This window comes from Enterobacter cloacae complex sp. SHL018 (genome assembly GCF_049237905.1).
Taxonomy (GTDB): Bacteria; Pseudomonadota; Gammaproteobacteria; order Enterobacterales; family Enterobacteriaceae; genus Enterobacter; species Enterobacter hormaechei_C.
The window spans coordinates 206,848-232,131 of record NZ_JBMKJE010000001.1; the positions used below are offsets into that span (position 1 = coordinate 206,848).

Sequence of the window (25,284 nt, forward strand, 5' to 3'; positions counted from 1 at the left end):
ATGTTCTGGTCAATTGTTGACCTTCACTCTGCTTTTCGCTAACTGTTATGAAGGTTAAACCTTCCATCAAGGGGAAGGTCAAGGGGGAAATGTGAATATCAGCGATGTTGCGAAAAAAACCGGCTTAACCAGCAAAGCGATTCGCTTTTATGAGGAAAAAGGGCTGGTAACGCCACCGTTGCGCAGTGAGAACGGCTACCGCAGCTATACGCAGCTGCATCTTGATGAACTGACGTTACTGCGCCAGGCAAGACAGGTAGGATTTAACCTTGAAGAGTGCGGCGAGCTGGTTAACCTGTTTAACGATCCGAAACGCCACAGTGCCGACGTGAAAAAACGTACGCTGGAAAAAGTGGCGGAGATCGAACGCCATATCATCGAATTACAGGCGATGCGTGAGCAACTGTTACAGCTGGCAGAATCCTGCCCGGGAGATGACAGCGCCGAGTGCCCGATTATCGACAATCTTTCCGGCTGCTGCCACCGTAAAACCCACGCCTAACAGGCTTTAACCCGCAGGGTAATGCCTTCCACCGCAATGACCTCAACCCGCGTGCCGGCGCTGAGGTCATCGTCGGCCACCACCGGCCACGAACTGTCCCCCACGCGCATATGACCGCGTCCGTTGATCAGCGCGTTATCAAGCGTAAAGCGTCTACCCACGATCTGCTGCCCACGCTGGTTGAGGTGCGCGTCGACCGGCTTCTGCGCCTTCACCCGTTTGTTCAGCCAGCGCCACCACAGCCAGGCGGCCAGCAGCGTCAGCACGGCAAACAGCGCGCCCTGCCACTCCCAGCCGACAGGCAGCAGCCAGACGACCAGCCCGGTAATCACCGCGGCAACCCCGCTCCACAGCAGATAACCGTTGCCGCCAAGCATCTCGGCGGCCAGCAGTAAACCGCCAAGGCTTAGCCAGAACGCATGAGGATGTGCAACGATGAGCTCAATCATTTTTTACGCTCGTTTCCGCCGTCTTTGATCAACTCGGCAATTCCGGCGATAGATCCCATCAGACTGCTGGCATCCAGCGGCATCATTACCACCTTGCTGTTGTTCGCGGAGCCGATCTCCTTCAGCGCATCGGTATATTTTTGCGCGACGAAGTAGTTCACGGCCTGGATATCCCCGGCGGCAATCGCCTCGGAGACCATTTGCGTCGCGCGGGCTTCCGCTTCTGCCGAACGTTCACGCGCTTCCGCCTGGAGGAAGGCAGACTGACGGTCGCCCTCGGCTTTCAGGATCTGCGACTGTTTTTCCCCTTCCGCTTTCAGGATTTCAGCCTGACGCACCCCTTCGGCTTCAAGAATATAGGCACGCTTGGTACGCTCGGCCTTCATCTGCGCGTTCATGGAAGCAATCAGCTCTGCCGGTGGGCGCACGTCGCGGATCTCAATGCGGGTCACTTTGATCCCCCACGGATTGGTGGCTTCATCCACAATGTGCAGCAGGCGGGTATTAATGCTGTCGCGCTGGGAGAGCATTTCGTCCAGCTCCATTGAGCCAAGCACGGTACGGATGTTGGTCATGGTCAGGTTGACGATCGCCAGCTCCAGGTTGCTCACCTCATAGGCCGCTTTCGGCGCATCAATCACCTGAATAAAGCACACCGCATCGATGGTGACGTTGGCGTTATCCTTGGAGATGACTTCCTGGGAAGGGATATCCAGCACCTGTTCCATCATATTGATCTTACGCCCAATTCTGTCCATGAACGGGACGATCAGGCTTAAACCCGGCTGAAGAGTATTGGTGTAGCGACCGAAGCGTTCGACGGTCCACTGGTAACCCTGCGGGACAATTTTGACTCCTGCGCCCACGATAACCAGCGCAACGAATATAAGGACAGGAACAACGATGAGCATAAAAACCTCCTGTTTTGCATGCCGTAACGAGAAAAACTGCGTATTTGTTGAACGTAAGTATATCGGCTAACGAACAGGATTTCGCCCCTGTAAAGAGGTGGGAACCGGACTGGCAGAAATAAAACGCCCCGTTCGGAATGCGGGGCGCAAAACGTTACTTTTCAGACCAGGTATAGCTGAAGTCAGTGATAAACCCATCCCCGGCGTCAGCGATGGCTTTTGATAATCCCTGATAGTATTTTTCCAGGCCGATGGCCTCTATCTGCTGGATCTGCTCGCGAACGGGAGCGCAGAACAATACCGCATTGCCCGCCCCGACACGTTTGTTGTTCGGCGGCAGATCGCCGGTAATCGCCTTAAACCAGGTTCTGATCCCTTGCTTTAAGCTGTGCGGCGCTTTTGTAAGATCCTCCTGGCCGGTCAGCACCTGTAGGGTAGGGAATTCATTAGCATTGACGGCGGTTTTCATACGCGCAAAGAACGCGGTAAAAAGCTCAAAAGAGCCGAGATCCGTGACGCGAGGCTTGGTGGTTTTTCCGTTTTTATTGCCCATTTTTCCGGCAGGGGCTGTAGGCGCCGGAACCACATTGACCTTATGCAGATCCAGACCAAACAGCAGATTGCAGTGCGCCCGGCGCTCTTTAAGCGGATAGGACATCAGCACGTCAATAAACGCCGTCGCCTTCACATCGGCCAGATCATGGTTAATCAGCCATTGCGAGCGGGCAAATTCCGCAGGGGAAACGAACCAGTCCGGCACCTCAGTAAAGCGTCTGGATTTACCCTTGCCGTCAAACTCGAGAAAGTACGCTCCATCATCGAAAGCAAAATAGCAGTTTTTAAAGCTACCGATTGTGGTGTTAACGATGAGCGCCTTCTTAACAAAATCGACCACCTCTGCACCCATGACAAAACGCGTGAGTTCAGAAGAATTGATGACTTCCATTAATGTTTCCACATCAGGAACACCAGGCTTCAGGGAAGAGAACTCATAAAAGATATGTGTCATGTTGCTGACTTCCTGTAGTTATAGAGGTGACAATTAGCGAGCAAAAAGTTTAACACTTGCTATAGGTTAAGGCTATTCGCGCTGCGTAGCGGAAAGGATTATGCTAAAGGCTGTTCTTATTACAGCGGTTAATGGAATCGGAATGAATAATAAAAAAAATCTTCTGGATATCAGGGATGTTGGCTTTCGTGTGGGTGATAACACCATCCTTCAGCACGTTGATTTTTGTCTCTCTCCGGGCGAATTTAAACTGATAACTGGCCCCTCCGGCTGCGGCAAAAGCACCCTCCTGAAAATCGTGGCTTCGCTACTGAGCCCAACGGAGGGAACCATCCTGTTTGCAGGAAAAGATATCGCCACGCTTTCACCGGAAAGCTATCGCCAGCAGGTGTCATACTGCGTGCAAACGCCGTCCCTGTTTGGCGACACGGTGTACGACAATCTGGTTTTCCCCTGGCACATCCGCAACCAAACGCCTGATCCGAAAAAGTTTACCGACGATCTGACCCGGTTCGGGCTTTCGCCGGAGACGCTGACCAAATCGATCGCCGAACTGTCGGGAGGGGAAAAGCAGCGCGTCTCGCTGATCCGTAACCTGCAATTCTTGCCGAAGGCGCTGTTGCTGGACGAAATCACCAGCGCGCTGGATGACGCTAACAAGCGCAACGTCAATGACATTATCCATCGCTACGCCCGGGAGCAGAATATTGCCGTGCTGTGGGTGACGCATGATTCAAATGAAATTACCCATGCGGATGATGTCATCACGCTCAGGCCGCAGGGCGGGAAAATGGAGGAGGCTCATCGTGGGTGAACATAACATAACCAACGAATCGCTGGCGCTGTCGATGGTCCTGGTGCTGGTGGCGATTGTGGTCAGCTACCGGGAAAAGCTGGGGCTGGAAAAAGATATTCTTTGGAGTATCGCCCGCGCGGTCATTCAGCTCATCATCGTCGGCTATGTGCTGAAATACATCTTCAACGTCAATCATGCCGTGCTGACCCTGTTGATGGTGCTGTTTATCTGCTTTAACGCGGCATGGAACGCGCAGAAACGCAGTAAATACATCGATAAAGCGTTCATTTCGTCGTTGATCGCCATCACTACCGGGACCGCGTTAACGCTGGCGGTACTGGTACTCTCCGGCTCGATAGAATTTACGCCGATGCAGGTGATCCCCATTTCCGGGATGATTGCGGGCAATGCGATGGTGGCGGTCGGGTTGTGCTACAACAATCTGGGGCAACGGTTCAGCAGTGAACAGCAGCAGCTTCAGGAGAAGCTAAGCCTGGGCGCGACGCCGAAGGTGGCCTCGGCGCGGTTGATCCGCGACAGCATTCGCTCTTCGCTGATCCCAACGGTGGATTCCGCCAAAACGGTGGGTCTGGTGAGCCTGCCGGGCATGATGTCGGGGCTGATTTTTGCCGGTATCGATCCGGTAAAAGCGATTAAGTACCAGATTATGGTGACGTTTATGCTGCTCTCTACGGCGAGCCTGTCCACCATCATTGCCTGCTACCTGACCTATCGGAAGTTTTACAACGCGCGCCACCAGCTGGTGGTGACGCAGTTGAAAAAGACGGGGTAATATCGGCTTTTGTAGTCCCGGTAAGCGTTAGCGCCACCGGGCATTTTTTTGCTAGTAGAGCAACGCGTACAGCTGACGACGATATTTCGACGCCAGCGCGTCACCGGTACCCAGCGCGGCCAGGATCTCCTGGAACATCTTCCGCGCCTGTCCGTCTGCGGCGCCCAGGTCCTTCTGAAGATGGCTAAACAGCAGCTCCAGCGCCTCTTCGTTACGCCCCACCTGATGAAGCTGAAGCGCCAGCTGGCTTGCCAGCGCGGCATCCTGCGGGTTGTCCGCAACCTGCTGCTGAAGCTGTTGAATTTCAGGGGTATCGGCCGCCTGTTTCAGCAGGTCAATCTGCGCCACCAGACCCTGATAACGGGTATCCTGATCCTGCATCGGCACCGTTTTCAGCACGGCTTCCGCGTCTTCAGGGCGGTGCAGCGCAATCTGGGTCTCTGCCAGCAGCAGACCAATCTGGCTGTTCTGGTTCGACAGCTGCCACGCGTCTTTTAACAGCGGCAGCGCCTCGTCGTACTTGCCTTCCTGCATCAGCGCCATGGCTTCCTGCGCTTTCAGCTCTTCTTCGCGCGGCAGAACTTTATCCAGCAGGGCGCGGATCGCCTCTTCCGGCTGCGGCCCCTGGAAGCCATCCACCGGCTGACCGTTCTGGAACAGGTAGACGGTTGGGATCGCGCGCAGGCCAAACTGGGAAGCCACCATTGGTTCGGCGTCACAATCCAGCTTCGCCAGAATGAACTGACCGTTGTACTGCGCGGCAAGGCTTTCCAGGACCGGCGTCAGTTGCAGGCAGTGTTGGCTGCGTTCAGACCAGAAGTAGAACAGCACCGGTTTAGTCATTGACTGTTCGAGCGTCTGTTGCAGGTTAGCTTCAGTTATGTTGACGATATTCTGTACGGACATGCGGCATTCTCTTTTATCGGTTTACTGTTTACATGGGGGTAAGCGTCGTCGCTTCAACTCAACCCTGCAAAATTTTGTCCATCATCCGCCCCGGCAGCAGGCGTTTCAACCAGCCGACGGCATGGGTTACCAGCGTGACCGGATAGCGCATTTTAGGGGTATCGCTCTCAAACGCGTGGCGCACTTTGGCAACGACGGCTTCTGGCCCAAGCGTAAAACGCGCCGCGATGCCGGGGTTTTCGACCGGTTTGTCCGCCTGCGTCTGGTTAACGTTTTCCGTAAAGCGGGTGCGGATCGGGCCCGGTTCAATCAGGCTGACCTTGATACCGCTGTGGCGCAGCTCCATGCGCAACGCATCGGACCAGGCTTCAAGCGCATATTTACTGGCGGCGTAAGCCCCGCGCCCCGGCGTGGAGATCAGGCCCATGACCGAGGAGGTCATCACGATGCGCCCTTCGCCGTGCGGCAGCATGGCGGGGAGAAGGCGCATGGTAAGCTGATGCGCCCCGAAAAAGTTTGCGGAGAACTGCTGCTCCAGCTGTTCCCGTGAGAGAGTCTGTAGCGGGCCGTACACGCCGTAGCCCGCATTGTTGAACAGACCGTAAAGACGGTTGTTGGTCAGGGCGATAACCTCATCGGCGGCCTGCTCTACGCTCTCTGGCGAATCGAGATCCAGCAGAATACCGGTAAATCCCAGCCCTCGCATGCGTTCGACATCCTCGGGTTTACGGCAGGCTGCCAGTACCCAAAACCCCTGGCGTTTCAGTTCAAGGGCGCTTTCAAGGCCAATTCCGCTGGAACATCCTGTTATTAAGACCGATTTTTGCATAACTTTACCTGTCAGGTTCTCAGCTGTTTGACGAGTCATGTTTTACTAAAGGAGCCAGCCGGGTTGCCATCCAGTCGGCAATGAACGGCTGGGCATCGCGATTGGGGTGAATGCCATCATCCTGCATCCACTGGGGTTTCAGATAGACCTCTTCCATGAAAAATGGCAGCAGCGGAATATCAAACTCTTTGGCAAGCTTAGGATAGATCGCGCTAAACGCCTCATTATACCGACGGCCGTAGTTGGCGGGCAGGCGAATTTGCATCAGCAGCGGCTGGGCATTGGCGGCCTTAATGGTCTGCAAAATGGTCCGCAGCGTTTGCTCCGTTTGCTGAGGCTGGAAGCCGCGCAAACCATCATTACCGCCCAGTTCAACCAGCACCCAACGCGGTTGATGCTGCTTAAGCAGGGCAGGCAGGCGCGATAAGCCTTGCTGCGACGTATCGCCGCTGATGCTGCCGTTCACGACAGACGCCCGGGACTGCCATTTATCATTGAGCAGGGCGGGCCAGGCCGCACTGGCGGCCATACGATAGCCCGCGCTCAGGCTGTCGCCCAGAATCAATAACGTGTCCGCAGCCGCCGCGCGGAAGGTCATCAGCATCAAAAACAGGAAGGGCAAATGCCAGCGGAAAACATTGTTGAAGTTCATCGTCTTAAGAAGTCCGTCGGTCAGGGAGAACACGAGCTTTCCATCCTCACCGGAGTTGAACTCGTTGTCAAACGTGCCGAAACCATCGCCCTGATTGGTGAATCCGGTTCCGGTAAGTCCACGCTGCTGGCCATTCTCGCCGGTCTGGACGATGGCAGCAGTGGGGAAGTGAACCTGGTCGGCCAGCCCCTCCACGCGCTTGATGAAGAGGCCCGCGCCGCGCTGCGTGCCCGGCATATCGGGTTTGTCTTTCAGTCATTCATGCTGATCCCGACGCTGAACGCGCTGGAAAACGTTGAGCTGCCCGGCCTGCTGCGCGGTGACAATAGCCGTGAAAGCCGCGATCACGCCAAGGCGTTGCTGGAACAGCTGGGGCTGGGAAAACGTCTCGACCATCTTCCGGCACAGCTTTCCGGCGGTGAGCAGCAGCGCGTGGCGCTGGCGCGGGCGTTTAACGGGCGCCCTGAAGTGCTGTTTGCCGATGAACCCACTGGTAACCTTGACCGTAAAACCGGAGACAAGATTGCCGATCTGCTGTTTTCCCTCAACCGCGAGCACGGCACCACGCTGATTCTGGTTACCCACGATCCGCAGCTGGCCGCCCGCTGCGACCGCCGCCTGCGGCTGGTGAACGGTATTCTTCAGGAGGAAGCATGATTGCCCGCTGGTTCTGGCGCGAGTGGCGCTCGCCCTCGCTGCTGATTGTCTGGCTGGCGTTGAGCCTGGCGGTGGCCTGCGTGCTGGCGCTCGGTAGCGTCAGCGATCGTATGGAGAAAGGGCTTAGCCAGCAGAGTCGGGAATTTATGGCCGGGGACCGGGCTCTGCAAAGTTCTCGCCCCGTGCCGCCGGGCTGGATTGAGGAAGCGCGCAAAGAGGGGCTGAAGGTAGGGGAGCAGATCACCTTTCAGACTATGACCTTTGCGGGCGACACGCCGCAGCTTGCCAGCGTAAAAGCCGTGGATGACATCTACCCGATGTACGGTGACTTACAAACCAGCCCGCCGGGGCTAAAACCGACGGCCGGTACGGTCCTGCTGGCATCGCGACTGATGGCGCTGCTGAACCTGAAACCCGGCGACAGTATCGACGTCGGCGACGCGACACTCAAAATTGCCGGGGAAGTAGTGCAGGAGCCCGACTCTGGATTTAATCCGTTCCAGCTTGCGCCGCGCCTGCTGATGAACACCGCTGATGTGGCGAAAACCAACGCCGTCCAGCCGGGAAGCCGTGTCACCTGGCGGTATAAGTTTGGCGGGACGCCTGCGCAGCTGGAGACGTACGAAAAATGGCTCCTGCCGCAGCTCAAGCCGGAACACCGCTGGTACGGGCTGGAGCAGGATGACGGGGCGCTCGGCAAATCCCTCGAACGTTCCCAGCAGTTCCTGCTGCTGTCGGCGCTGTTAACTCTGCTGCTTGCCATTGCGGCGGTTGCCGTGGCGATGGGGCACTACTGCCGCAGCCGTTACGATCTGGTGGCGATCCTCAAAACCCTCGGCGCGGGCCGCGCGCAGCTGCGCAAGCTGATTGTCGGCCAGTGGCTGATGGTGCTGGCGCTGTCGGCTCTGACCGGCGGGGCGATAGGGCTGCTGTTTGAAAAGCTGCTGATGGTGCTGCTCAAACCGGTCTTGCCCGCCGCATTACCGCCTGCCAGCCTCTGGCCGTGGCTGTGGGCCATCGGCGCGATGACGACGATCTCCCTGCTGGTGGGGTTACGCCCGTACCGGCTGCTGCTCGCCACCCAGCCGCTGCGCGTGCTGCGCCGCGATGTGGTGGCCAGCGTCTGGCCGCTGAAGTTCTATCTGCCGGTGATTATTGCGGTGGCGGTCGGGCTGTTGGCCTGGCTGATGGGCGGCAGTACGCTGCTGTGGGCGGTGCTGGCGGGCGCGGTGGTGCTGGCGCTGCTGTGCGGCGTAGTGGGCTGGATACTGCTTAATGTCCTGAGAAAGCTGACAGTTAAATCACTCCCCATACGGTTAGCGGTTAACCGCCTGCTGCACCAGCCGTGGTCTACCCTTAGCCAGCTCTCGGCATTTTCGCTGTCGTTTATGCTGCTGGCGCTTCTGCTGGTGCTGCGCGGGGATCTGCTGGATCGCTGGCAGCAGCAGCTTCCGCCGGAAAGCCCGAACTATTTCCTGATCAACATTGCTCCCGAACAGGTGACGCCGCTGAAGGGTTTCCTGTCTGAGCATCACATTATTCCGGAATCGTTCTATCCGATCGTGCGCGCCCGCCTGACGCAGATCAACGGCCAGTCCACGGAGGGTAATAAGGATGAATCGCTCAATCGCGAACTCAACCTGACCTGGCAGGCGAAACGTCCGGACCATAACCCGATCGTTGCCGGCACCTGGCCGCCGAAAGCGGGGGAAGTGTCGATGGAGGAGGGGCTGGCGACACGCCTGAACGTGAAGCTCGGCGATAGCGTGACCTTCACCGGAGATACCCAGGATTTCACCGCCAAAGTCACCAGCCTGCGCAAAGTGGACTGGGAAAGCCTGCGACCAAACTTCTTCTTCATCTTCCCGCCGGGTGCGCTGGACGGACAGCCGCAGAGCTGGCTCACCAGCTTCCGCTGGGAAAACGGCAACGGCATGCTGACGCAGCTTAACCGGGAATTTCCGACCGTGAGCCTGCTGGATATCGGCGCGATCCTCAAACAGGTCGGGCAGGTGCTGGAGCAGGTGAGCCGCGCGCTGGAGGTGATGGTAGTGCTGGTGACCGTCTGCGGCGTGCTGTTGCTGCTGGCGCAGGTGCAGGTGGGCATGCGTCAGCGTCATCAGGAGCTGGTGGTCTACCGCACGCTGGGAGCCAGTAAACGGCTGCTGCGCGCCACGCTGTGGAGCGAATTTGCCCTGCTCGGTCTGGTGGCGGGACTGGTGGCGGCCATCGGGGCGGAAACCGCGCTGGCGGTACTCCAGAGCAAGGTCTTCGACTTCCCGTGGGAGCCCGACTGGCGGCTGTGGCTCACGCTGCCCGTCTGCGGCGCCGTGCTGCTGTCCCTGTGCGGCGGCTGGCTCGGAACCCGGCTGTTGAAAGGTAAAGCGCTATTCCGCCAGTTTGTCAGCTAGTTTACTAATGTGATGATGACGCACCGGCATTTCTGCTGATACGTCATCGCTTAACGGCACAAATCGTTAATGCCCATGCATTTAGTAGCACAAAACATTAAAAACCCGCCCACACAGCCCGAATTTTTCCGGTTAATATTCACCAGCTAAATATTTAGCAGCGTGTCTATCAAGGAAAAAGAATGACTATAAGAAAAACAGCGCTGGCGACAACGATCGGCGCAGCAGTGGCATTGGCTTCATTCGCATCTCAGGCGGAAATCACCCTTCTGAAACAGGATCCGCAGGCGGGTAACCCGCTGAGCCGCCTGAACTTTACCGTTGGCGGCAGTATTCGTCCTCAGTTTCAGAATATGACCGGTGATGACGGCAAAAACAGCTACAAGCGCAACGGCTTTGACGGCGGCACCCGCTTCCGTTTCGCTGCGGATTACTACCTGTTCGATGACATCAGCTGGATCAGCTACTACGAGCTGGGTGTGAACATTCCGGCGCAGTTCAACTGGGATCATCACTACGCCGACGGCGCGCACGACACCTCTCGTCGTATGCTCTACACCGGTCTGAAGAGCGACACCTGGGGTTCGCTGACCTTCGGCCAGCAGAACAGCGTGTACTATGACGTAGTGGGCGCAAAAACCGATATCTGGGACTACGACATGATTGGTCAGGCGCCAGGTAACGGGATCAACGGCGACTATGACGGCTCTTACCGTTCACGCCAGATGCTGAAGTACAAGAAAACCGTGGGCGATGCTGACATCTACGCCTCTTACCTGTTTGAAGACAGCGAATACCTGCCGGGCAACGGCCTGCGTTACAAACGTAAAGGCGGCGGTTCACTGGGTATCGATTATCACCTGACTACCGATCTGACCTGGGGCGCAGCGTGGAACTACACCCGCGCGGACATGCGTAACCCGGACAACGGCGACAGCAAATCCTACGACCAGAACATCCTTGGTACCGCCCTGAGCTGGACGCCGGATAACTGGACCTTCTCCGCAGGCGGCGGCTGGTATCAGAACTTCCTGACCACCAAAAAAGTGTCCGTTAACGACTACTTCGCCGGTGATGCATGGGGTATTGAATACTTTGCGGGTTACAAGTTCCCGGTTGGTCAGTATGCGGTGAAATCCATCCAGCCGTACTTCATGGGCGACCGTATTGAGTACGTGAATGGCCGTAACTACCAGCGCATCGACAACGGTGTGGGTATCAGCTTCCAGCTGGATTACGGTTTCCGCGTGGATTACGAACACGTGTTCACCTCCAGCACCGACAACCTGGGCGATATGAACCTGGTGCGTCTGCGTTACGACTTCTAAGTGGTTTGTTCCCCGGTGGCGCTGCGCTTACCGGGCCTACAAAAGTACGCGTAGGCCGGGTAAGGCGTAGCCGCCACCCGGCTTTTTTCAGCGATCGAGCCACTCAGCAATTTCTTCGTACGTCCCGCGATACACAATCTTCTCCGCCTTTTTCTCCAGCTGATAGCCGTACATCGGGTCGTAATAGTCCTTCAGCAACGGCACAAGCCAGCTGAAGTGCGCGTCAGTGCTGCCAGTACGCTGTTGCTCGACAAGCGCGGCATCCAGCAGGGCGGTAAATTCCGCAAAGCGTTGCAGCCCCAGACGGCGACGAATGGCGTACAGGCCGTGATGCAGATATTCGCTGTACGCTTTCCAGCCCGCCTCTTCACCGTAGGCGGCAGAAAAGTCGGCCCACATGTGGACGAAATACTCTTCGCGCAGGCGCTCAAGACGGATCTCAAACGGATCCTCGACCACTACGACAGGCGCTTCAGCCATGCGGTCGCGCAGGCACTCCGGCAGGTGGTTAGAGCCAATCATCCGGCCCTCGTCTTCAAGCACCCAGCGCGCGGCGTCTTTTTTCAATAGCTCAACCGCAAGGTGATTCTCGAAGCTCGCCTGAGAAAGCTGCGGGGTGAGCGTGCGGCCAAACGACGAGCCGCGATGGTGCGCCAGCCCTTCCAGATCGATGCCCTGCGCATGCTGCTTCACCAGCAGCGTTTTCCCGTTACCGGTGCAGCCGCCGATAAGCACCATCGGCTTTTGTGACTGCTCAATGGTCACCTGAATCGCCGTCTGACGCAGGGCCTTATAGCCGCCGCGGATCAGCGGGTAGTCGATGCCCGCCTCTTTCAGCCAGGCCTGGGAGATGTGTGAGCGCTGGCCACCGCGCGCGCAGCAAAGGTAGCCCTCAGGATGGGCAAGGCTGGCTTCCCGCCAGGCGCTGATGCGCGCCTCGCGCGTCTCGCCGTTGACCAGGCTATGGCCGAGCGCCAGCGCGGCGTCCGGACCCTGGCGTTTATAGCAGGTGCCGACGGCGGCACGCTCGTCGTCGTTCATTAAGGGCAGGTTGAGTGCGGCGGGCATCGCACCCTGGGCAAATTCGATCGGCGCGCGAACGTCGATTAAAGGGGTATCGGACGCGAGGATCGCGCGATAGTCCGTTCCATCGTTCATGGTGGTTCCAGAAGAAAACTGAGCAGCAATGGGCGGGGATTGTACGCCGGGGAAGGGGAAGGTCAACTCCCCGGCGAGGGATACTTACTTCAGTTTTGACTGCGCCCAGACAATACCGCTCGCATATTCTGGCGGCAGCAGGGGAACAATCGCTTCCAGCGTGGCGCTCAGGCGGTCCGTGTCGGTATCGTTCAGGTTCAGATGGCCGACCTTACGCCCCGGACGCACCTCTTTGTCGTACCAGTGCAGGTGCACCAGCGGCAGCTTCAGCCAGTTGTAGTTCAGATCGGTGCCGATCAGGTTGATCATCACCGACGGGCTGGTCACCACCGGCTGCGGCAGCGGCAGATCGGTGATGGCGCGCAGGTGCAGCTCGAACTGGCTGATGGAGGCGCCGTTTTGCGTCCAGTGGCCGCTGTTGTGCACGCGCGGCGCAAGTTCGTTGATCAGCAGACCCGACGGCGTGACGAAACACTCCATCGCCATCACGCCCACATAGCCCAGTTCATGCATGATGGCAGAGAGCATCTCTTCCGCCTGCGCCTGCTGGTCAGCATTGGCCTGCGGGAAGGCGACGCTGGTGCGCAGAATCCCGTCCTGATGCAGGTTATGCGTTAGCGGGTAAAAAACGGTGTGCCCGTCATGCCCGCGCGCGCCAACCAGCGACACTTCACCGCTAAAGTTAATGCCCTGCTCAACAATGCACTCGCCGTAGCAGTCGTCCGGCAGCTCGGCGGTGTCGTTCGCGCGCAGGCGCCACTGCCCGCGGCCGTCGTAGCCGCCGACGCGACGCTTCACAATCGCCAGGTCTCCCAGCATCGCAAACACGTCATCCCACTCGCGCTTATCGGAAAGCAGCTGCCACGGCGCGGTCGCGAGGCCGAGCTTGTCGAAAAGCTGTTTTTGCGTGAGACGGTCGGCAATGATCGGGAAGACGTCGCGGTTCACAAAGGCGTTATGGCGCGCCAGCTCGCGGGTCAGGGCGGTTTCCGGCCAGCGTTCAATTTCGGCGGTGATCACGCTCTGATGGAACGGCACGGCTTCCGGCTCGGCATCCAGCCCGACGGGCCAGACGGCAATACCCAGCGGCTCACCGGCCTGACGTAGCATCCGGCCAAGCTGACCATTACCAAGAACGCAAACCTGCTTCATGCTGCACCCCGCGGATCCGGGTTATCCAGCACCTCATCGGTCTGGGCTTTACGCCACTCCGCCAGACGCTGGTGCAAATCTTTATCATGCGTCGCCAGGATCTGCGCGGCCAGCAGGGCGGCATTTGCCGCACCTGCTTTACCAATCGCCAGGGTACCGACAGGAATACCGCGCGGCATCTGGACGATAGAGTAAAGGCTATCCACCCCGCTTAACGCGGCGCTTTGCACGGGAACACCCAGTACCGGCACCAGCGTTTTGGCGGCAATCATGCCCGGCAGATGTGCTGCGCCGCCCGCACCGGCAATGATCACCTCGTAACCGTTCTCTTCGGCGCTTTCGGCGAAGCTGAACAGTTTATCCGGCGTACGGTGCGCGGAAACCACTTCGACGTGGTGCGGAACATTCAGGATTTCAAAGATTTCGGCGGCGAACTGCATGGTAGCCCAGTCGCTTTTGGACCCCATCACGATGGCGACACGCGCCGGATTATTGCGGGAAGACATGCGTCTTAAAACTCCTGTGGTGCGGAACACACTGCTTTCGAGGGCACAGAGAATAGCATGTAATACCGGCAAGGAAAACGGTTGCGTGGTCGGGAAATGAGCGAAAAGACGGGGAGGCGTTAAAACGGGAAGGCGATCAGTTCGACACCTTCCGGCGTAACTTTGACCATCGATCCTTCGCTGTGCCAGGCGCCTAAAACCACGCGATGGGCGGGCTCGCCGTTGGCGATAAGGGAATGCACATCGGGACGATGGGTATGGCCGTGGATCAGCCACTGAACGCGATGCTTCTCCATCACCTTCACCACCGCCTGCGGATTGACGTCCATGATGGTCATCGATTTGCTGCTGTTGGCGGCCTTGCTGCCCGCGCGCATTCTGGCGGCGATGCGGTTGCGGATAAACAGCGGCAGGGCGAGGAACACTTTCTGGATCCACGGGGTGTGAACTTTGGCGCGAAACGCCAGGTAGCCGGTATCGTCAGTGCAGAGCGTGTCGCCGTGCATGATCAGAATATTGCGGCCATAGAGGTTGAGCACCTGCTCTTCCGGCAGCAGCGTCATACCGCTCTCGCGGGCGTAGCGCTGGCCGATCAGGAAATCACGGTTGCCGTGAATGAAATAGCAGGGGACGCCGGAATCCACCAGCACTTTAATGGCCGCAGCTATCTCACGGTGCAGCGGGTTCGGATCGTCGTCGCCTATCCAGGCCTCAAACAGGTCGCCCAGAATGTACAGCGCGTCGGCGCTTTTCGCTTCACCGCGTAAAAAACGCAGAAAACCGGCGGTTATCGCCGGTTCTTCTGTTTGCAGATGCAGATCCGCAATAAAGAGTGTCGCCACGAATTACTCGCTGACGGTCACGCTTGTGATCACAACGTCTTCTTTAGGAACGTCCTGGTGCATACCGCTGCGGCCAGTAGAAACGGCTTTGATCTTGTCGACCACGTCCATTCCTTCAACCACTTCTGCGAATACGCAGTAGCCCCAGCCTTGCAGACTTTCGCCAGAGAAGTTCAGGAAGTCGTTGTCCGCTACGTTGATGAAGAACTGTGCGGTCGCAGAGTGTGGCGCCTGAGTACGGGCCATTGCCAGCGTACCACGGGTGTTTTTCAGGCCGTTGTTCGCTTCGTTTTTGATCGCTTCTTTCGTCTCTTTCTGGCGCATGCCAGGCTCGAAACCGCCGCCCTGGATCATAAAGCCGTTGATCACACGGTGGAAAATGGTGTTGTTGTAGAAACCTTCGCGGCAGTAGTCCAGGAAGTTTTTAACTGTTTCAGGCGCTTTGTCATCAAAGGTTTTGATTACGATATCGCCATGATTAGTGTGGAAAGTAACCATTTTTGCATCCTGTTCCGTTATTGTGGTGCGTCGACCCGTGCTCGGGTCACATATAGGGGCTTGTTATAGCATAACCACAGGACACGATCACCTTGCATTGTGTGCTGACCGTACTCCGAATTATGGGTATTATAAGGAACAAACAATCCACACACGTGTTTACATGGAATCTTCGATGTTAAAAATCTTTAATACAATGACGCGCCAAAAAGAGGAATTTAAACCTATCCATGCCGGGGAAGTCGGCATGTACGTGTGTGGTATTACGGTTTACGATCTCTGTCATATCGGCCATGGCCGTACCTTTGTCGCGTTCGACGTGGTGTCACGCTACCTGCGCTTCCTGGGCTATAACCTGAAGTACGTGCGCAACATCACCGACATCGACGACAAAATCATTAAACGTGCTAATGAAAATGGCGAAAGCTTTGTCGCGCTGGTGGATCGCATGATCGCCGAAATGCACAAGGATTTTGATGCCTTAAATATTCTGCGCCCGGACAGCGAGCCGCGTGCGACCCACCATATCCATGAAATCATTGATATCACCCAAACGCTGATCGAGCGCGGTCACGCCTATGTGGCGGACAACGGCGACGTGATGTTCTCGGTGCCGACGGACCCAACCTACGGTGCGCTTTCCCGCCAGGATCTGGACCAGCTCCAGGCCGGTGCGCGCGTGGACGTGGTTGACGTGAAGCGTAATCCGATGGACTTCGTGCTGTGGAAGATGTCCAAAGCGGGCGAACCGAGCTGGCCATCCCCGTGGGGCGAAGGGCGTCCGGGCTGGCACATTGAATGTTCCGCGATGAACTGCAAACAGCTGGGTAACCATTTCGACATCCACGGCGGCGGTTCGGATCTGATGTTCCCGCACCACGAAAACGAAATCGCGCAGTCCACCTGCGCTCACGGCGGCGAGTACGTGAACTACTGGATGCACTCCGGGATGGTGATGGTTGACCGCGAGAAGATGTCGAAATCGCTGGGCAACTTCTTTACCGTGCGCGACGTGCTGAAGTATTACGACGCGGAAACCGTGCGCTACTTCCTGATGTCCGGCCACTATCGCAGCCAGCTGAACTACAGCGAAGAGAACCTGAAGCAGGCGCGCGCTGCGCTGGAGCGTCTGTATACCGCACTGCGCGGCACCGATAAATCGGTTCCGGCCGCAGGCGGTGAGGCGTTCGAAGCCCGCTTTGTTGAGGTGATGAACGACGACTTCAACACCCCGGAAGCCTACTCCGTGCTGTTCGACATGGCGCGTGAGGTGAACCGCCTGAAGTCAGAAGATATGGCGGCGGCCAATGCGCTGGCGTCTCATCTGCGTAAGCTCTCTTCCGTGCTCGGCCTGCTGGAGCAGGAGCCGGACCTGTTCCTGCAAAGCGGCGCGCAGGCGGACGACGGTGAAGTGGCGGAAATTGAAGCACTGATCAAAGCACGTCTCGAAGCGCGTCAGGCGAAAGACTGGGCGGCGGCGGATGCGGCGCGTAACCGTCTGACCGAGATGGGCATTATTCTGGAAGATGGCCCGCAGGGAACCACCTGGCGTCGTAAGTAGGTCCGTAATGCCCGGTGGCGCTAACGCTTACCGGGCCAACAATTCGATATTGCGCCTCATGATATTTTTTACATTTTAAATATATTGTCATCCATTTATTATTATCTAACCGAATTGTTTTACCAGTTCATTGTTTGTTTGATTTCTAATCTTTTTTGCTCAACTAGTTTAAGCAACTCATTAATACTTTTAATCAACTCTCCATGACTTTTACGAATTTCTTTATAAGTAAGAATATTTACATTTAATGTTTCCTCTATGATAGGTACTAGCTCAGAGTTAATGCTCTTATCAGATGAAACCAAGTAATGAGGTTTTGTGGAGTTATGTTTAAAGAAAGAATCCTCGAGTAATAGTCTTATATCAGGATCATTAATCCCGCATCCTATAAAAAGAAAAGTATGAGTTAGGCTAAGCGCATTTAAAATCTCATAAAAATCTCTATGGGAAGAACGTGCTTTTGCATAGTCTTTTCGTGAAAATATTAAGTTCTTAGTGTTGTCTATTGTTCCGTGGATCTTTAAAATTACACGGCCATTCTCTCTTATTACAGAAGCTATATCGTCATCATAATAGGTTTTAACAATTGCGGTTCCTTCAGTTGCTTTTGAAACATACGTTTCATAAATTTTATCAAAATTGGGTGTAACAACAATTCTGCAGTCAAGTTTAAAAAGGAGTTCATGAATCTCAGCCTTGATATACTTAGGTGCTAAAAACTCTTCTTTTAATAATGAGTCAAATTGACCTCGCTGTAATTTTGATCTTATAATCTCGCAAGCTGTGAGAAAATCTTCGTTATTAATTAGTTTCCTGATTTGTTGGGGCTTATCAATACTATCAAGACAGTGCGTCAAAAATTCTTTCCAACTTGGAGGAATTTTTCCGTCATTACCTACACTATTCATTGATACGCCAGCACCGAGAAAAAGAATACAACGGCGGCGGGCTAAATCATCGACTAAAGAGTTGTGCCATTTAATCATTTAACAACCCTATGTTTTTAAGAAGTTTACGGCATATTTCGCCATAAAGCGCCCTAGCATCGCTCACCTTTGTAAAATGAGAGCCAACTACACCATCTTTACCTTTTAAAGAGAATATAGGGGAGTTTGCCAGTTGAGAAAGAGGTATTAAGCTATTCATATTTTCAATCTGACCGAGATCAAATGTAGATATTTTTTTATTCGCAAAGATATCAATGATCTCATTTTTCATTATCTTAGGCACTCTTTTCGCAATTTTTTCATATGCATTGACCTTTACTTTTTCTCCTCGGACAGTTTTACCTTTGTATTGTTGCATTGCGTAACCAATGAATTCTAACTTCCAGGTTGCTTTATTTTTTAAGACACAGTAATCCTCGCCTTCATCATGTTTATATGCAGCGAGACCGGTTTCAATACCTTTTTTCCAATTTTCTAAAGATTGATGAATGTTATTTAAGGCTAATAAGCTGAACATATCAACTGACATTGGTATTAAGAAATAATCACATGAGATAAGTACTGACCTGTTGAGTGCACCGAGTGATGGACCTACATCAAAAAGGACATAATCATACTCAGAATACATACTCGCTAATTGAGCGAAAACAAATGTTGTTTGCAAACCCCGTGGCTTTCCTCCTGTTGCAGGATCCCAATCGCTAGCCAATAAATCTTCACTTAATGCTAATTTAGGGTCACCAGGAAGCAGATCAAAACCAAAACGATCTGTTTTGATTGGCTCTACGCGTTCAAGCAAATAACCCTTACCTTTACGGACTGGACTCATAAAATTTTCTACAGTATTACGTTTATCTAACGAGTACAGTTTTTCGAGTTTGGTATCGCCTAAACAATAACTAGTAGAGTTACATTGAGGATCCGCATCAACAACAAGCACTTTCTTACCCATTTCAAGTGATAAATAAGCACCAATGTTGCATAATAAGGTGGTTTTACCAACACCACCTTTGTTGTTAAAGAATACTATGCTTTTCATTCCATTCTCGTCTAAAAGAGTTTTTATTCTTATAAATGATTGAATAATCAGCGATAGTGCTTTGGATCACATTACACAAAAGTCAAGTTATATTAACGTGATTTACCTTGGTCGCAGATATAATAGTTATTATTATTTGATACAAGCAGGAAATAAGAGATACAAAAATTTCAGTTAAAGTGTTTATTGGTCCAATGGGCTTCGATGCCCGGTGGCGCTAACGCTTACCGGGCCTACAAAATCACGACCGCAGGCCGGGTAAGGCGTAGCCGCCACCCGGCTTTTCTTTTACCTCCGCCTCCACCACAGCAACCCCATCAGCACCATCCCCGGCAGCCACACCCACAGCAGTTCTGAAATGATTACCTGATGCCCGTACGGCGTGGTATAGCGCGACAGCGCAAACGGCGCGACCTTGATCACCTGCCACGGCGCAAAGAAGCGTTCATCAGACCATGGCCACAGCCAGCCGACGCCTTTCCCGCCTGTCGTTATTGAATCCAGCAGGCTGTGCGACAGCAATGACACGGTTAAAAACAGCCAGCAGCGCGTCAGGCTGGCCCTGAACCAACGTCGGCCTGCCAGCACGCAGAGTATCGGCACCACCAGGGCAAACAGTAGCGAATGAGTGAAACCGCGGTGGCCGAAAATATTCCCGTAGGCGACACCGAATTTAAACGCCAGTACGTCGGCATCGGGCAGCATGGCGAGGACGATCCCGGCAAACAGCAGGCGGGGTGGGATGACTTTGGTTCCGAGCCCTAAGCCCAGACACAGAGGTACGGCAGCGTGGGTGATAACGGTAGGCATTGCATTTATCCATGGCAAATCATGGGAATATAGCAGCAGATCCGCCGCAGCAAACCTGTGCTAAATTCTGATTTTACGCCGATTCCCGCGCGATAAGCTGCCCGGAGAGGGTAATGCGCTGCGTTTGCAGATCCGGCTCTTTCAGCCTGCGGATCATCAGCCCTGCCGCCTGGCGGCCGGTCTCTTCGCTGGCAGACGAAACGTAAGTCAGTGACGGCGACGTGAGATTAATGTGGAGCATATCTTCAAAACCAATCAGCGCCACCTGCTGGGTTAAAAACACGTCTTTACCCACCGTGCGCCCCACCTGGTGAATACCTGAGATTGAACCGATCATCGCGTCCGGTGAATGGCAGAGCAGGGCGGTAATCGTGTTGTTCTTCTCCAGCAGCTGACGAGTCGCCATGGCCGCCGCCTGCGTGTCATCGGTGCAGGCGGGAGAATATTCCTCACGCCAGACCAGGCCGCTTTGCGTCATCGCGCTGCGAAAACCAAGCAGGCGCTGCTCGCGGATACGGCACCCGTCGCGCCCGCCAATGTAGGCGATGTTACGGTGCCCGCGCTCGATAAGATAACGCGCGGCCAGGTTCGCCGCCTGGCGATTATCGCGCATCACCAGGTTGCATTTCTCTTCCAGCAACGACTGCGAAACCGCCACAAGCGGCAGCGGGCAGTGACGAATGTGTTCCGGAAGAGAGGCGGCGCGGGTGTCCGACGCCAGGTAGATGACGCCCGCCACGCCCTGCTGCTTAAATGAGAGCAGGGTACGCTCAAGATGTTCGCCGTCGTTCAGCGGCTGACCGAGAAAAACCATATAACCCTGCTTCTCCAGCTCCTGAACGATGCTCGCCATCACCTTGATGGAAAAGCTGTCGCTGAAGTCGCGCAGGATCAGGCCGATTAAGTTGGAGGTGTTGGCGCGAAGGTTGGCAGCGGCGACGTTATGAACATAGCCCAGCGTTGTGATGGCGGCATTGACCTTCCCGATCGTCGCCTCTGAGATCTTCCCTTTCTGGCGCAGCACCAGCGAAACGGTAGAAACCGACACGCCCGCATGCTTTGCGACATCAATGATGCTGACTTTCTTCAAAACCGCTCCCTGAAATTTCCCGATTATCAGCCAGATAAGAGGCGTCCCCCAGCGTACAGGAGACGCCTCCTTCAGGCATCTTATTATTTGCCAATCATCGTGGACATGGTCTGGGCGATAAACTGTGCTCTGGCCCCGAAAATCACCTGTATTCCGTTATCGCCAACGAACACCACGCCGCGCGCGCCAAGCCCGTTCAGCCCGTCCCGGTCCACCGCTTCGCTCTTCGCCACTTCCAGACGCAGACGCGTGATGCAGGAGCCGACGGAATCAATGTTCTGCGCACCGCCCAGCAGGCCGATGATTTCGGTGGCAAGTTCGGAATCGGACTTGTCATTCGCGCTGGCGGTCACTTCGGTGCGGCCCGGCGTTTTCACGTCGAAGCGACGGATCACGAAGCGGAAGGTGAAGTAGTAGATCAATGCCATCGGAATGCCGATGATAATGGCGCTCAGGAAGTTGGTCTGATAGCCGTTAAACGACGGCAGGATCCCGAACGACAGGTAGTCGATAAAGCCCGCCGAGAACGACTTGGCGATGTGCGCATGCAGCAGGTACATGGTCATGTACGCCAGGCCCGCCATGATGGCGTTGAAGACGTAAAGGATCGGCGCCACGAAGATAAAGGTGAACTCTACCGGCTCGGTGATGCCCGTCAGGAAGCAGGTGAGGGCCGCAGAGAACAGAATACCGGCCGCGATTTTCTTATTCTTCGTGTGCGCTTCGTGGTACATCGCCAGACACGCTGCGGGCAGTGCGAACAGCATCAGCGGGAACTCGCCCTGCATGAATTTCCCGGCGTTCTGGTAGGTGTCGCTGCTGAAGGATTTCACTCCCTCTTCCAGCATCTTGAACCAGATGGTCTGGTCACCGTGGATCACCTGACCCGCCTGGGTAGTGTAATCCCCGAAGGAATACCAGAAGGAGGGATACCAGATATGGTGCAGGCCGAGCGGGATCAACGCGCGCTCCACCAGCCCGAAGATAAAGGTCGAGGCCGCCTGGTTATCTCCATTCACCACCACGGACAGGGCGTCGATCCCGGATTGAATATGCTGCCAGACGTACGGCAGCAGCAGGCCGAGCAGGAACGACAGAAACGCCGTCGCAATCGCCACAAAGCGCTTGCCGGAGAAGAAGCCGAGGAACTCCGGCAGCTGCATGGTGTGGAAGCGGTTGTAACACCAGGCCGCAAGAATACCGCAGATCAGGCCGCCAAAGACGCCCATCTGCAACGTCGGAATGCCAACGACCATGGCGTATTTGCCGCCCTGAGAGGCCATTTCCGGCGTGATGCTCAGCACGGTGCTGATGGTGATGTTGGTGACAAACACGGAGACCGCCGCAGAGAGTGCGGCAATGCCGGATTCCGAAGCCAGTCCAACGGCAGAGCCGATGGCGAACAGCATCGGCAGGTTATCAAAGATAACCCCGCCGGCGTTCATCATCAGCGGCAGATGGAACTTATCGCCGAAGGCCAGCAGCAGGCCCGCAGCGGGAAGCAGTGAAATTGGCAGCATTAAGGCGCGACCAATCATCGATAACTTAGACAGCGATTTAACAAACCCTGATATCAGGCTCATGCTGATTTCCCCCGAGTAGCGCTTTTTTCACGCTGTTATTGTAAGTAGAACGTTTTAGTAGAACGTTCTACTTATCGTGGGGAAAGTCTGAAAATCGCGCAACTTAATTTTCACATTTCGCCAGAGGGAATAGTGATTATTTGAAGTTGATCGATAATTAACCGTGATGGGTGTGAGGGGATTGTGAGAGAAATTGCCGGGTGGCGGCTTCGCCTTACCCGGCCTACAAACGGAGACAGTACGTAGGCCCGGTAAGCGCAGCGCCACCGGGCATCAGACAGCTCAGGCCGTCACGGTCACGCTTTGTCCTGCGAAGCTCACGGTCTGACCCGCGACAATTTTGCAGCGCTTGCGGGTTTCCACCGAGCCGTCTACTTTTACCTGCCCGTCGGCGATGACGATCTTCGCCTGCGCGCCGCTTTCGCTCCAGCCTTCCAGCTTCAGCAGATCGCACAGCTCAACGTGCGGGTGTTTACCTAAAGAAAAAGTTGCCATGATTACGCGTCCTCTACGTCGTGATACTCCTCGCACGCCTGCAAGGTATTCTGAATCAGTGTTGCTACCGTCATCGGGCCTACGCCGCCCGGGACCGGAGTGATATAGGATGCGCGCGCTGCGGCATCTTCATACACCACGTCGCCGACCACTTTGCCGTTTTCCAGACGGTTAATACCCACGTCCACGACGATTGCGCCCTCTTTGATCCACTCGCCCGGAATAAAGCCCGGCTTGCCGACCGCAACGATCAGCAGATCGGCGTTTTCGACGTGGTGACGCAGGTTTTTAGTGAAGCGGTGGGTAACGGTGGTGGTACAGCCCGCCAGCAGCAGCTCCATGCTCATCGGGCGGCCCACGATGTTGGAGGCGCCAATCACCACGGCGTTGAGGCCATAGGTATCGATGTTATAACGCTCCAGCAGCGTCACGATGCCGCGCGGGGTGCACGGACGCAGGCGCGGCGCGCGCTGGCACAGTCGGCCTACGTTATACGGATGGAAACCGTCAACATCTTTGTCTGGCGCGATGCGCTCCAGCACCTTCACGTTGTCAATGCCCGCAGGCAGCGGCAGCTGAACCAGGATGCCGTCGATCTCTTTATCGGCATTCAGAGTGTCGATCAGTTCCAGCAGTTCCGCTTCGCTGGTGGTTTCCGGCAGATCGTAAGAGCGGGAGACGAACCCCACCTCTTCACACGCTTTGCGTTTGCTGCCGACATAAATTTGCGAAGCCGGGTTGCTGCCAACCAGCACAACGGCCAGCCCGGGGGCGCGAAATCCGGCGGCTTTACGCGCCTTCACTTTTTCCGCAACCTCAGAGCGCACCTGCTGCGCAATCGTTTTACCGTCAATAATCTTTGCTGCCATCAGAGAGAAGATTCCGTCTGTAACGTTAGAAAGGGGGGATTGCCTGTATTTTGTCAGAAGCGAGCGCCGCTGTCAGTCACCCTTTACGAGATTTCATCGATGGCCCGCAAAACCCCTTCTCAGGGCATGGTCAATTTCTTAGAGGCGATTAGGATGTGACCTGGCAAAATGGCAGCGTTTTGACATATTACGAAATAGATTCCTGAGCTACTTTGTCCTCTCCGAAATAAGCCTTCAATTTTTTAATTGAACGTATTTCTTATTCCCGAATATGCGCGGGAAGGGTTATTTACATTTTAAAGGAATAGACATGAAACTCAGCAACATTGCTTCTACTGTTATTGCAACTCTGGCCCTGGTCGCGGGTGCCGCTCACGCAGAAGATCCGGTAGCGCCTGTATCTGTAAACGGTGGTACGGTGCATTTTAAAGGTGAATTAGTGAATGCCGCGTGTTCAGTGAATACTGACTCTTCAGAGCAGACGGTTAATCTTGGCCAGTACCGTACCGCGAAATTCACTAAAGTGGGTGACACCACCTCCAATATTCCGTTCACCATCGAACTGAACGACTGCGATCCTGCGGTAGCGAAAACCGCTGCTGTCGCGTTTACCGGCCAGATCGACGCCACCGACAAAACGCTGCTGGCGGTAAGCTCCGGTAACAACGACAACTCCGCGAAGGGCGTAGGTATTGAGATCCTCGACAGCAAATCCTCCACGCTGACCCCGGACGGCGCCACCTTCTCTGCGGCGCAGAACCTGATTGAAGGGACTAACACCCTGAACTTCACCGCGCGCTATAAAGCCACGGCGGCGACCACCGAGCCGGGCCAGGCAAACGCGGATGCAACATTCGTAATGAAATACGAGTAATGCCTGAGTACAGGGATGTGTCTGGCCTCAGGGAAGAGGTCTTTTGATCGCCTATACCGGGAGCGAAGGATGACAAGGACTGGGATACTGCTGTGCGCCCTTGCGATTGCCCCAGCGGTAAACGCACATACCGTGGTCATTGACGGCGGCAAAGTACACCTCAAGGGAGAGCTGGTTAACGGCGGCTGCGCCGTGGCCCCGGACAGCCAGAATATGCGCGTGGATATGGGGCAATACCGCACAAACGCCTTTTCCGGCGTCGGCAGCTTTTCCACGGTTAATGTGCCTTTCACCGTACGTCTGCTGGATTGCAGCGTGGACGTCTCCCGCACCGTGGGGATCCAGTTCCAGGGAGTGACACCGACAGAAGACCCGCAGGTTTTCCTGGCGACATCGCGGCCGGGGGAAAATGCGGTCAGCAGTGGTGTCGGGCTGGCGCTTTTTGACGAACAGCAACGTCAGATCATCCCGAACGCGACGGCGGTGAGCTGGTTACCCATTGACACCCGCGAGCTGGTATTTCATTTCAGCGCCCGCTACCGGGCAATTTCCGAACACCTTGTACCAGGCACTATTCAGTCGAATGTCTGGTTTACGTTGATTTATCCCTGACGCCT

Annotated in this window: 27 protein-coding genes; 9 read left to right on the plus strand and 18 right to left on the minus strand. The window is 55.4% G+C overall.

Going from position 1 to position 25,284, the window contains the following annotated elements; all coding sequences use genetic code 11:
* Positions 1 to 91: 91 nt before the first annotated feature.
* Positions 92 to 502: a Cu(I)-responsive transcriptional regulator gene (gene cueR / locus ACOTY5_RS00975; RefSeq protein WP_017383222.1), complete on the plus strand. Its 411-nt coding sequence runs from the start codon at positions 92 to 94 to the stop codon at positions 500 to 502.
* Here the strand turns inward: cueR and ACOTY5_RS00980 are convergent.
* From ACOTY5_RS00980 to ACOTY5_RS00990, 3 genes are all read right to left on the minus strand, one after another.
* The gene (locus ACOTY5_RS00980) at positions 499 to 951 is read right to left on the minus strand and encodes an NfeD family protein (RefSeq protein ID WP_015571238.1); all 453 of its coding nucleotides are present in this window, start codon (positions 949 to 951) and stop codon (positions 499 to 501) included. The two genes, cueR and ACOTY5_RS00980, sit on opposite strands and share 4 nt — an antisense overlap.
* The gene (locus tag ACOTY5_RS00985; protein WP_003858941.1) at positions 948 to 1,862 is read right to left on the minus strand and encodes an SPFH domain-containing protein; all 915 of its coding nucleotides are present in this window, start codon (positions 1,860 to 1,862) and stop codon (positions 948 to 950) included. The genes ACOTY5_RS00980 and ACOTY5_RS00985 overlap by 4 nt, the downstream gene beginning before the upstream one ends.
* Before the next feature lie 154 nt (positions 1,863 to 2,016).
* Positions 2,017 to 2,871, minus strand: coding sequence for a hypothetical protein (locus ACOTY5_RS00990; protein WP_015571236.1), 855 nt, complete (start codon positions 2,869 to 2,871; stop codon positions 2,017 to 2,019).
* Between the two features lie 142 nt (positions 2,872 to 3,013).
* Between ACOTY5_RS00990 and fetA the strand changes: the two genes are divergently transcribed.
* Both fetA and fetB read left to right on the plus strand, forming a co-directional pair.
* Positions 3,014 to 3,685, plus strand: coding sequence for an iron efflux ABC transporter ATP-binding subunit FetA (gene fetA / locus ACOTY5_RS00995; RefSeq protein ID WP_015571235.1), 672 nt, complete (start codon positions 3,014 to 3,016; stop codon positions 3,683 to 3,685).
* Positions 3,678 to 4,460: an iron efflux ABC transporter permease subunit FetB gene (fetB, locus tag ACOTY5_RS01000; RefSeq protein ID WP_017383223.1), complete on the plus strand. Its 783-nt coding sequence runs from the start codon at positions 3,678 to 3,680 to the stop codon at positions 4,458 to 4,460. Before fetA ends, fetB begins: the two co-directional genes overlap by 8 nt.
* Positions 4,461 to 4,511: 51 nt before the next feature.
* Here fetB and ACOTY5_RS01005 read toward each other — a convergent pair whose 3' ends face one another.
* The 3 genes from ACOTY5_RS01005 to tesA are packed head-to-tail and all read right to left on the minus strand — an operon-like array spanning position 4,512 to position 6,847.
* Entirely contained in the window at positions 4,512 to 5,366 is an 855-nt protein-coding gene (locus ACOTY5_RS01005; protein WP_003858935.1) for a co-chaperone YbbN, read from the minus strand.
* A gap of 58 nt (positions 5,367 to 5,424) precedes the next feature.
* The gene (locus ACOTY5_RS01010; RefSeq protein WP_006809829.1) at positions 5,425 to 6,234 is read right to left on the minus strand and encodes an SDR family oxidoreductase; all 810 of its coding nucleotides are present in this window, start codon (positions 6,232 to 6,234) and stop codon (positions 5,425 to 5,427) included.
* Positions 6,215 to 6,847 carry a multifunctional acyl-CoA thioesterase I/protease I/lysophospholipase L1 gene (tesA, locus tag ACOTY5_RS01015; protein ID WP_003858933.1) on the minus strand — a complete coding sequence of 211 codons (633 nt, stop codon included), beginning with the start codon at positions 6,845 to 6,847 and terminating at the stop codon, positions 6,215 to 6,217. Before tesA ends, ACOTY5_RS01010 begins: the two co-directional genes overlap by 20 nt.
* Between tesA and ybbA the strand changes: the two genes are divergently transcribed.
* The 3 genes from ybbA to ACOTY5_RS01030 all read left to right on the plus strand — a co-directional run bounded on the left by ybbA (position 6,818) and on the right by ACOTY5_RS01030 (position 11,243).
* Entirely contained in the window at positions 6,818 to 7,504 is a 687-nt protein-coding gene (gene ybbA / locus ACOTY5_RS01020; protein WP_045142066.1) for a putative ABC transporter ATP-binding protein YbbA, read from the plus strand. The two genes, tesA and ybbA, sit on opposite strands and share 30 nt — an antisense overlap.
* Positions 7,501 to 9,915: a putative ABC transporter permease subunit YbbP gene (ybbP, locus tag ACOTY5_RS01025; RefSeq protein WP_045142067.1), complete on the plus strand. Its 2,415-nt coding sequence runs from the start codon at positions 7,501 to 7,503 to the stop codon at positions 9,913 to 9,915. The genes ybbA and ybbP overlap by 4 nt, the downstream gene beginning before the upstream one ends.
* A 182-nt stretch (positions 9,916 to 10,097) precedes the next feature.
* A complete protein-coding gene (locus ACOTY5_RS01030; protein WP_045142068.1) occupies positions 10,098 to 11,243 on the plus strand; it encodes a porin in 1,146 nt (381 codons plus the stop codon).
* Between the two features lie 87 nt (positions 11,244 to 11,330).
* Here ACOTY5_RS01030 and mnmH read toward each other — a convergent pair whose 3' ends face one another.
* The 5 genes from mnmH to ppiB form a co-directional block, all read right to left on the minus strand.
* Positions 11,331 to 12,401, minus strand: a complete 1,071-nt coding sequence (gene mnmH / locus ACOTY5_RS01035; protein ID WP_032671351.1) for a tRNA 2-selenouridine(34) synthase MnmH — start codon at positions 12,399 to 12,401, stop codon at positions 11,331 to 11,333.
* An 84-nt stretch (positions 12,402 to 12,485) separates the two neighbouring features.
* Positions 12,486 to 13,553, minus strand: a complete 1,068-nt coding sequence (purK, locus tag ACOTY5_RS01040; protein ID WP_003858922.1) for a 5-(carboxyamino)imidazole ribonucleotide synthase — start codon at positions 13,551 to 13,553, stop codon at positions 12,486 to 12,488.
* The gene (purE, locus tag ACOTY5_RS01045) at positions 13,550 to 14,059 is read right to left on the minus strand and encodes a 5-(carboxyamino)imidazole ribonucleotide mutase (RefSeq protein ID WP_006809824.1); all 510 of its coding nucleotides are present in this window, start codon (positions 14,057 to 14,059) and stop codon (positions 13,550 to 13,552) included. The genes purK and purE overlap by 4 nt, the downstream gene beginning before the upstream one ends.
* A 119-nt stretch (positions 14,060 to 14,178) precedes the next feature.
* On the minus strand, positions 14,179 to 14,901 hold the full coding sequence (gene lpxH, locus ACOTY5_RS01050) for a UDP-2,3-diacylglucosamine diphosphatase (RefSeq protein ID WP_017694382.1): 723 nt from the start codon (positions 14,899 to 14,901) through the stop codon (positions 14,179 to 14,181).
* Between the two features lie 3 nt (positions 14,902 to 14,904).
* Entirely contained in the window at positions 14,905 to 15,399 is a 495-nt protein-coding gene (ppiB, locus tag ACOTY5_RS01055; protein WP_000256009.1) for a peptidylprolyl isomerase B, read from the minus strand.
* A 175-nt stretch (positions 15,400 to 15,574) separates the two neighbouring features.
* Here ppiB and cysS point away from each other — a divergent pair, with 175 nt between their 5' ends.
* A complete protein-coding gene (gene cysS / locus ACOTY5_RS01060) occupies positions 15,575 to 16,960 on the plus strand; it encodes a cysteine--tRNA ligase (RefSeq protein WP_032647477.1) in 1,386 nt (461 codons plus the stop codon).
* 119 nt (positions 16,961 to 17,079) lie between these two features.
* On the opposite strand, the gene ACOTY5_RS01065 is transcribed toward cysS, so the two are convergent.
* The 7 genes from ACOTY5_RS01065 to folD form a co-directional block, all read right to left on the minus strand.
* Positions 17,080 to 17,946, minus strand: coding sequence for an SIR2 family protein (locus ACOTY5_RS01065; RefSeq protein WP_045142069.1), 867 nt, complete (start codon positions 17,944 to 17,946; stop codon positions 17,080 to 17,082).
* Entirely contained in the window at positions 17,939 to 18,946 is a 1,008-nt protein-coding gene (locus ACOTY5_RS01070; protein WP_045142070.1) for a ParA family protein, read from the minus strand. Before ACOTY5_RS01070 ends, ACOTY5_RS01065 begins: the two co-directional genes overlap by 8 nt.
* A 288-nt stretch (positions 18,947 to 19,234) precedes the next feature.
* Positions 19,235 to 19,756 carry a metal-dependent hydrolase gene (locus ACOTY5_RS01075; RefSeq protein WP_015571226.1) on the minus strand — a complete coding sequence of 174 codons (522 nt, stop codon included), beginning with the start codon at positions 19,754 to 19,756 and terminating at the stop codon, positions 19,235 to 19,237.
* Positions 19,757 to 19,829: 73 nt separating this feature from the next.
* Positions 19,830 to 20,846 carry a Mal regulon transcriptional regulator MalI gene (gene malI / locus ACOTY5_RS01080; RefSeq protein WP_017383234.1) on the minus strand — a complete coding sequence of 339 codons (1,017 nt, stop codon included), beginning with the start codon at positions 20,844 to 20,846 and terminating at the stop codon, positions 19,830 to 19,832.
* Positions 20,847 to 20,929: 83 nt separating this feature from the next.
* Positions 20,930 to 22,429, minus strand: a complete 1,500-nt coding sequence (locus ACOTY5_RS01085; protein ID WP_003858916.1) for a PTS transporter subunit EIIC — start codon at positions 22,427 to 22,429, stop codon at positions 20,930 to 20,932.
* A 282-nt stretch (positions 22,430 to 22,711) separates the two neighbouring features.
* The gene (gene ybcJ / locus ACOTY5_RS01090) at positions 22,712 to 22,924 is read right to left on the minus strand and encodes a ribosome-associated protein YbcJ (RefSeq protein ID WP_015571224.1); all 213 of its coding nucleotides are present in this window, start codon (positions 22,922 to 22,924) and stop codon (positions 22,712 to 22,714) included.
* A gap of 2 nt (positions 22,925 to 22,926) precedes the next feature.
* The gene (gene folD / locus ACOTY5_RS01095) at positions 22,927 to 23,793 is read right to left on the minus strand and encodes a bifunctional methylenetetrahydrofolate dehydrogenase/methenyltetrahydrofolate cyclohydrolase FolD (RefSeq protein ID WP_006809817.1); all 867 of its coding nucleotides are present in this window, start codon (positions 23,791 to 23,793) and stop codon (positions 22,927 to 22,929) included.
* 310 nt (positions 23,794 to 24,103) lie between these two features.
* On the opposite strand from folD, the gene fimA reads away from it, so the two are divergent.
* Together fimA and fimI are read left to right on the plus strand one after the other, a co-directional pair.
* The gene (gene fimA / locus ACOTY5_RS01100; RefSeq protein ID WP_003858911.1) at positions 24,104 to 24,667 is read left to right on the plus strand and encodes a type 1 fimbrial major subunit FimA; all 564 of its coding nucleotides are present in this window, start codon (positions 24,104 to 24,106) and stop codon (positions 24,665 to 24,667) included.
* A 69-nt stretch (positions 24,668 to 24,736) separates the two neighbouring features.
* Positions 24,737 to 25,279, plus strand: coding sequence for a type 1 fimbrial protein subunit FimI (gene fimI / locus ACOTY5_RS01105; RefSeq protein WP_045142071.1), 543 nt, complete (start codon positions 24,737 to 24,739; stop codon positions 25,277 to 25,279).
* Positions 25,280 to 25,284 lie beyond the last annotated feature (5 nt).

Bases quoted from the DNA above. Each gene is read 5' to 3' on its own strand.
- ACOTY5_RS00980 (WP_015571238.1), bottom strand. From the start codon at position 951: ATGATTGAGCTCATCGTTGCACATCCTCATGCGTTCTGGCTAAGCCTT.
- ACOTY5_RS00985 (WP_003858941.1), bottom strand. From the start codon at position 1,862: ATGCTCATCGTTGTTCCTGTCCTTATATTCGTTGCGCTGGTTATCGTG.
- ACOTY5_RS00990 (WP_015571236.1), bottom strand. From the start codon at position 2,871: ATGACACATATCTTTTATGAGTTCTCTTCCCTGAAGCCTGGTGTTCCT.
- fetA (WP_015571235.1), top strand. From the start codon at position 3,014: ATGAATAATAAAAAAAATCTTCTGGATATCAGGGATGTTGGCTTTCGT.
- ACOTY5_RS01005 (WP_003858935.1), bottom strand. From the start codon at position 5,366: ATGTCCGTACAGAATATCGTCAACATAACTGAAGCTAACCTGCAACAG.
- ACOTY5_RS01010 (WP_006809829.1), bottom strand. From the start codon at position 6,234: ATGACTCGTCAAACAGCTGAGAACCTGACAGGTAAAGTTATGCAAAAA.
- ybbA (WP_045142066.1), top strand. From the start codon at position 6,818: ATGCCAGCGGAAAACATTGTTGAAGTTCATCGTCTTAAGAAGTCCGTC.
- tesA (WP_003858933.1), bottom strand. From the start codon at position 6,847: ATGAACTTCAACAATGTTTTCCGCTGGCATTTGCCCTTCCTGTTTTTG.
- ybbP (WP_045142067.1), top strand. From the start codon at position 7,501: ATGATTGCCCGCTGGTTCTGGCGCGAGTGGCGCTCGCCCTCGCTGCTG.
- ACOTY5_RS01030 (WP_045142068.1), top strand. From the start codon at position 10,098: ATGACTATAAGAAAAACAGCGCTGGCGACAACGATCGGCGCAGCAGTG.
- mnmH (WP_032671351.1), bottom strand. From the start codon at position 12,401: ATGAACGATGGAACGGACTATCGCGCGATCCTCGCGTCCGATACCCCT.
- purK (WP_003858922.1), bottom strand. From the start codon at position 13,553: ATGAAGCAGGTTTGCGTTCTTGGTAATGGTCAGCTTGGCCGGATGCTA.
- purE (WP_006809824.1), bottom strand. From the start codon at position 14,059: ATGTCTTCCCGCAATAATCCGGCGCGTGTCGCCATCGTGATGGGGTCC.
- ppiB (WP_000256009.1), bottom strand. From the start codon at position 15,399: ATGGTTACTTTCCACACTAATCATGGCGATATCGTAATCAAAACCTTT.
- cysS (WP_032647477.1), top strand. From the start codon at position 15,575: ATGTTAAAAATCTTTAATACAATGACGCGCCAAAAAGAGGAATTTAAA.
- ACOTY5_RS01065 (WP_045142069.1), bottom strand. From the start codon at position 17,946: ATGATTAAATGGCACAACTCTTTAGTCGATGATTTAGCCCGCCGCCGT.
- ACOTY5_RS01070 (WP_045142070.1), bottom strand. From the start codon at position 18,946: ATGAAAAGCATAGTATTCTTTAACAACAAAGGTGGTGTTGGTAAAACC.
- ACOTY5_RS01075 (WP_015571226.1), bottom strand. From the start codon at position 19,756: ATGCCTACCGTTATCACCCACGCTGCCGTACCTCTGTGTCTGGGCTTA.
- ACOTY5_RS01085 (WP_003858916.1), bottom strand. From the start codon at position 22,429: ATGAGCCTGATATCAGGGTTTGTTAAATCGCTGTCTAAGTTATCGATG.
- ybcJ (WP_015571224.1), bottom strand. From the start codon at position 22,924: ATGGCAACTTTTTCTTTAGGTAAACACCCGCACGTTGAGCTGTGCGAT.
- folD (WP_006809817.1), bottom strand. From the start codon at position 23,793: ATGGCAGCAAAGATTATTGACGGTAAAACGATTGCGCAGCAGGTGCGC.
- fimA (WP_003858911.1), top strand. From the start codon at position 24,104: ATGAAACTCAGCAACATTGCTTCTACTGTTATTGCAACTCTGGCCCTG.
- fimI (WP_045142071.1), top strand. From the start codon at position 24,737: ATGACAAGGACTGGGATACTGCTGTGCGCCCTTGCGATTGCCCCAGCG.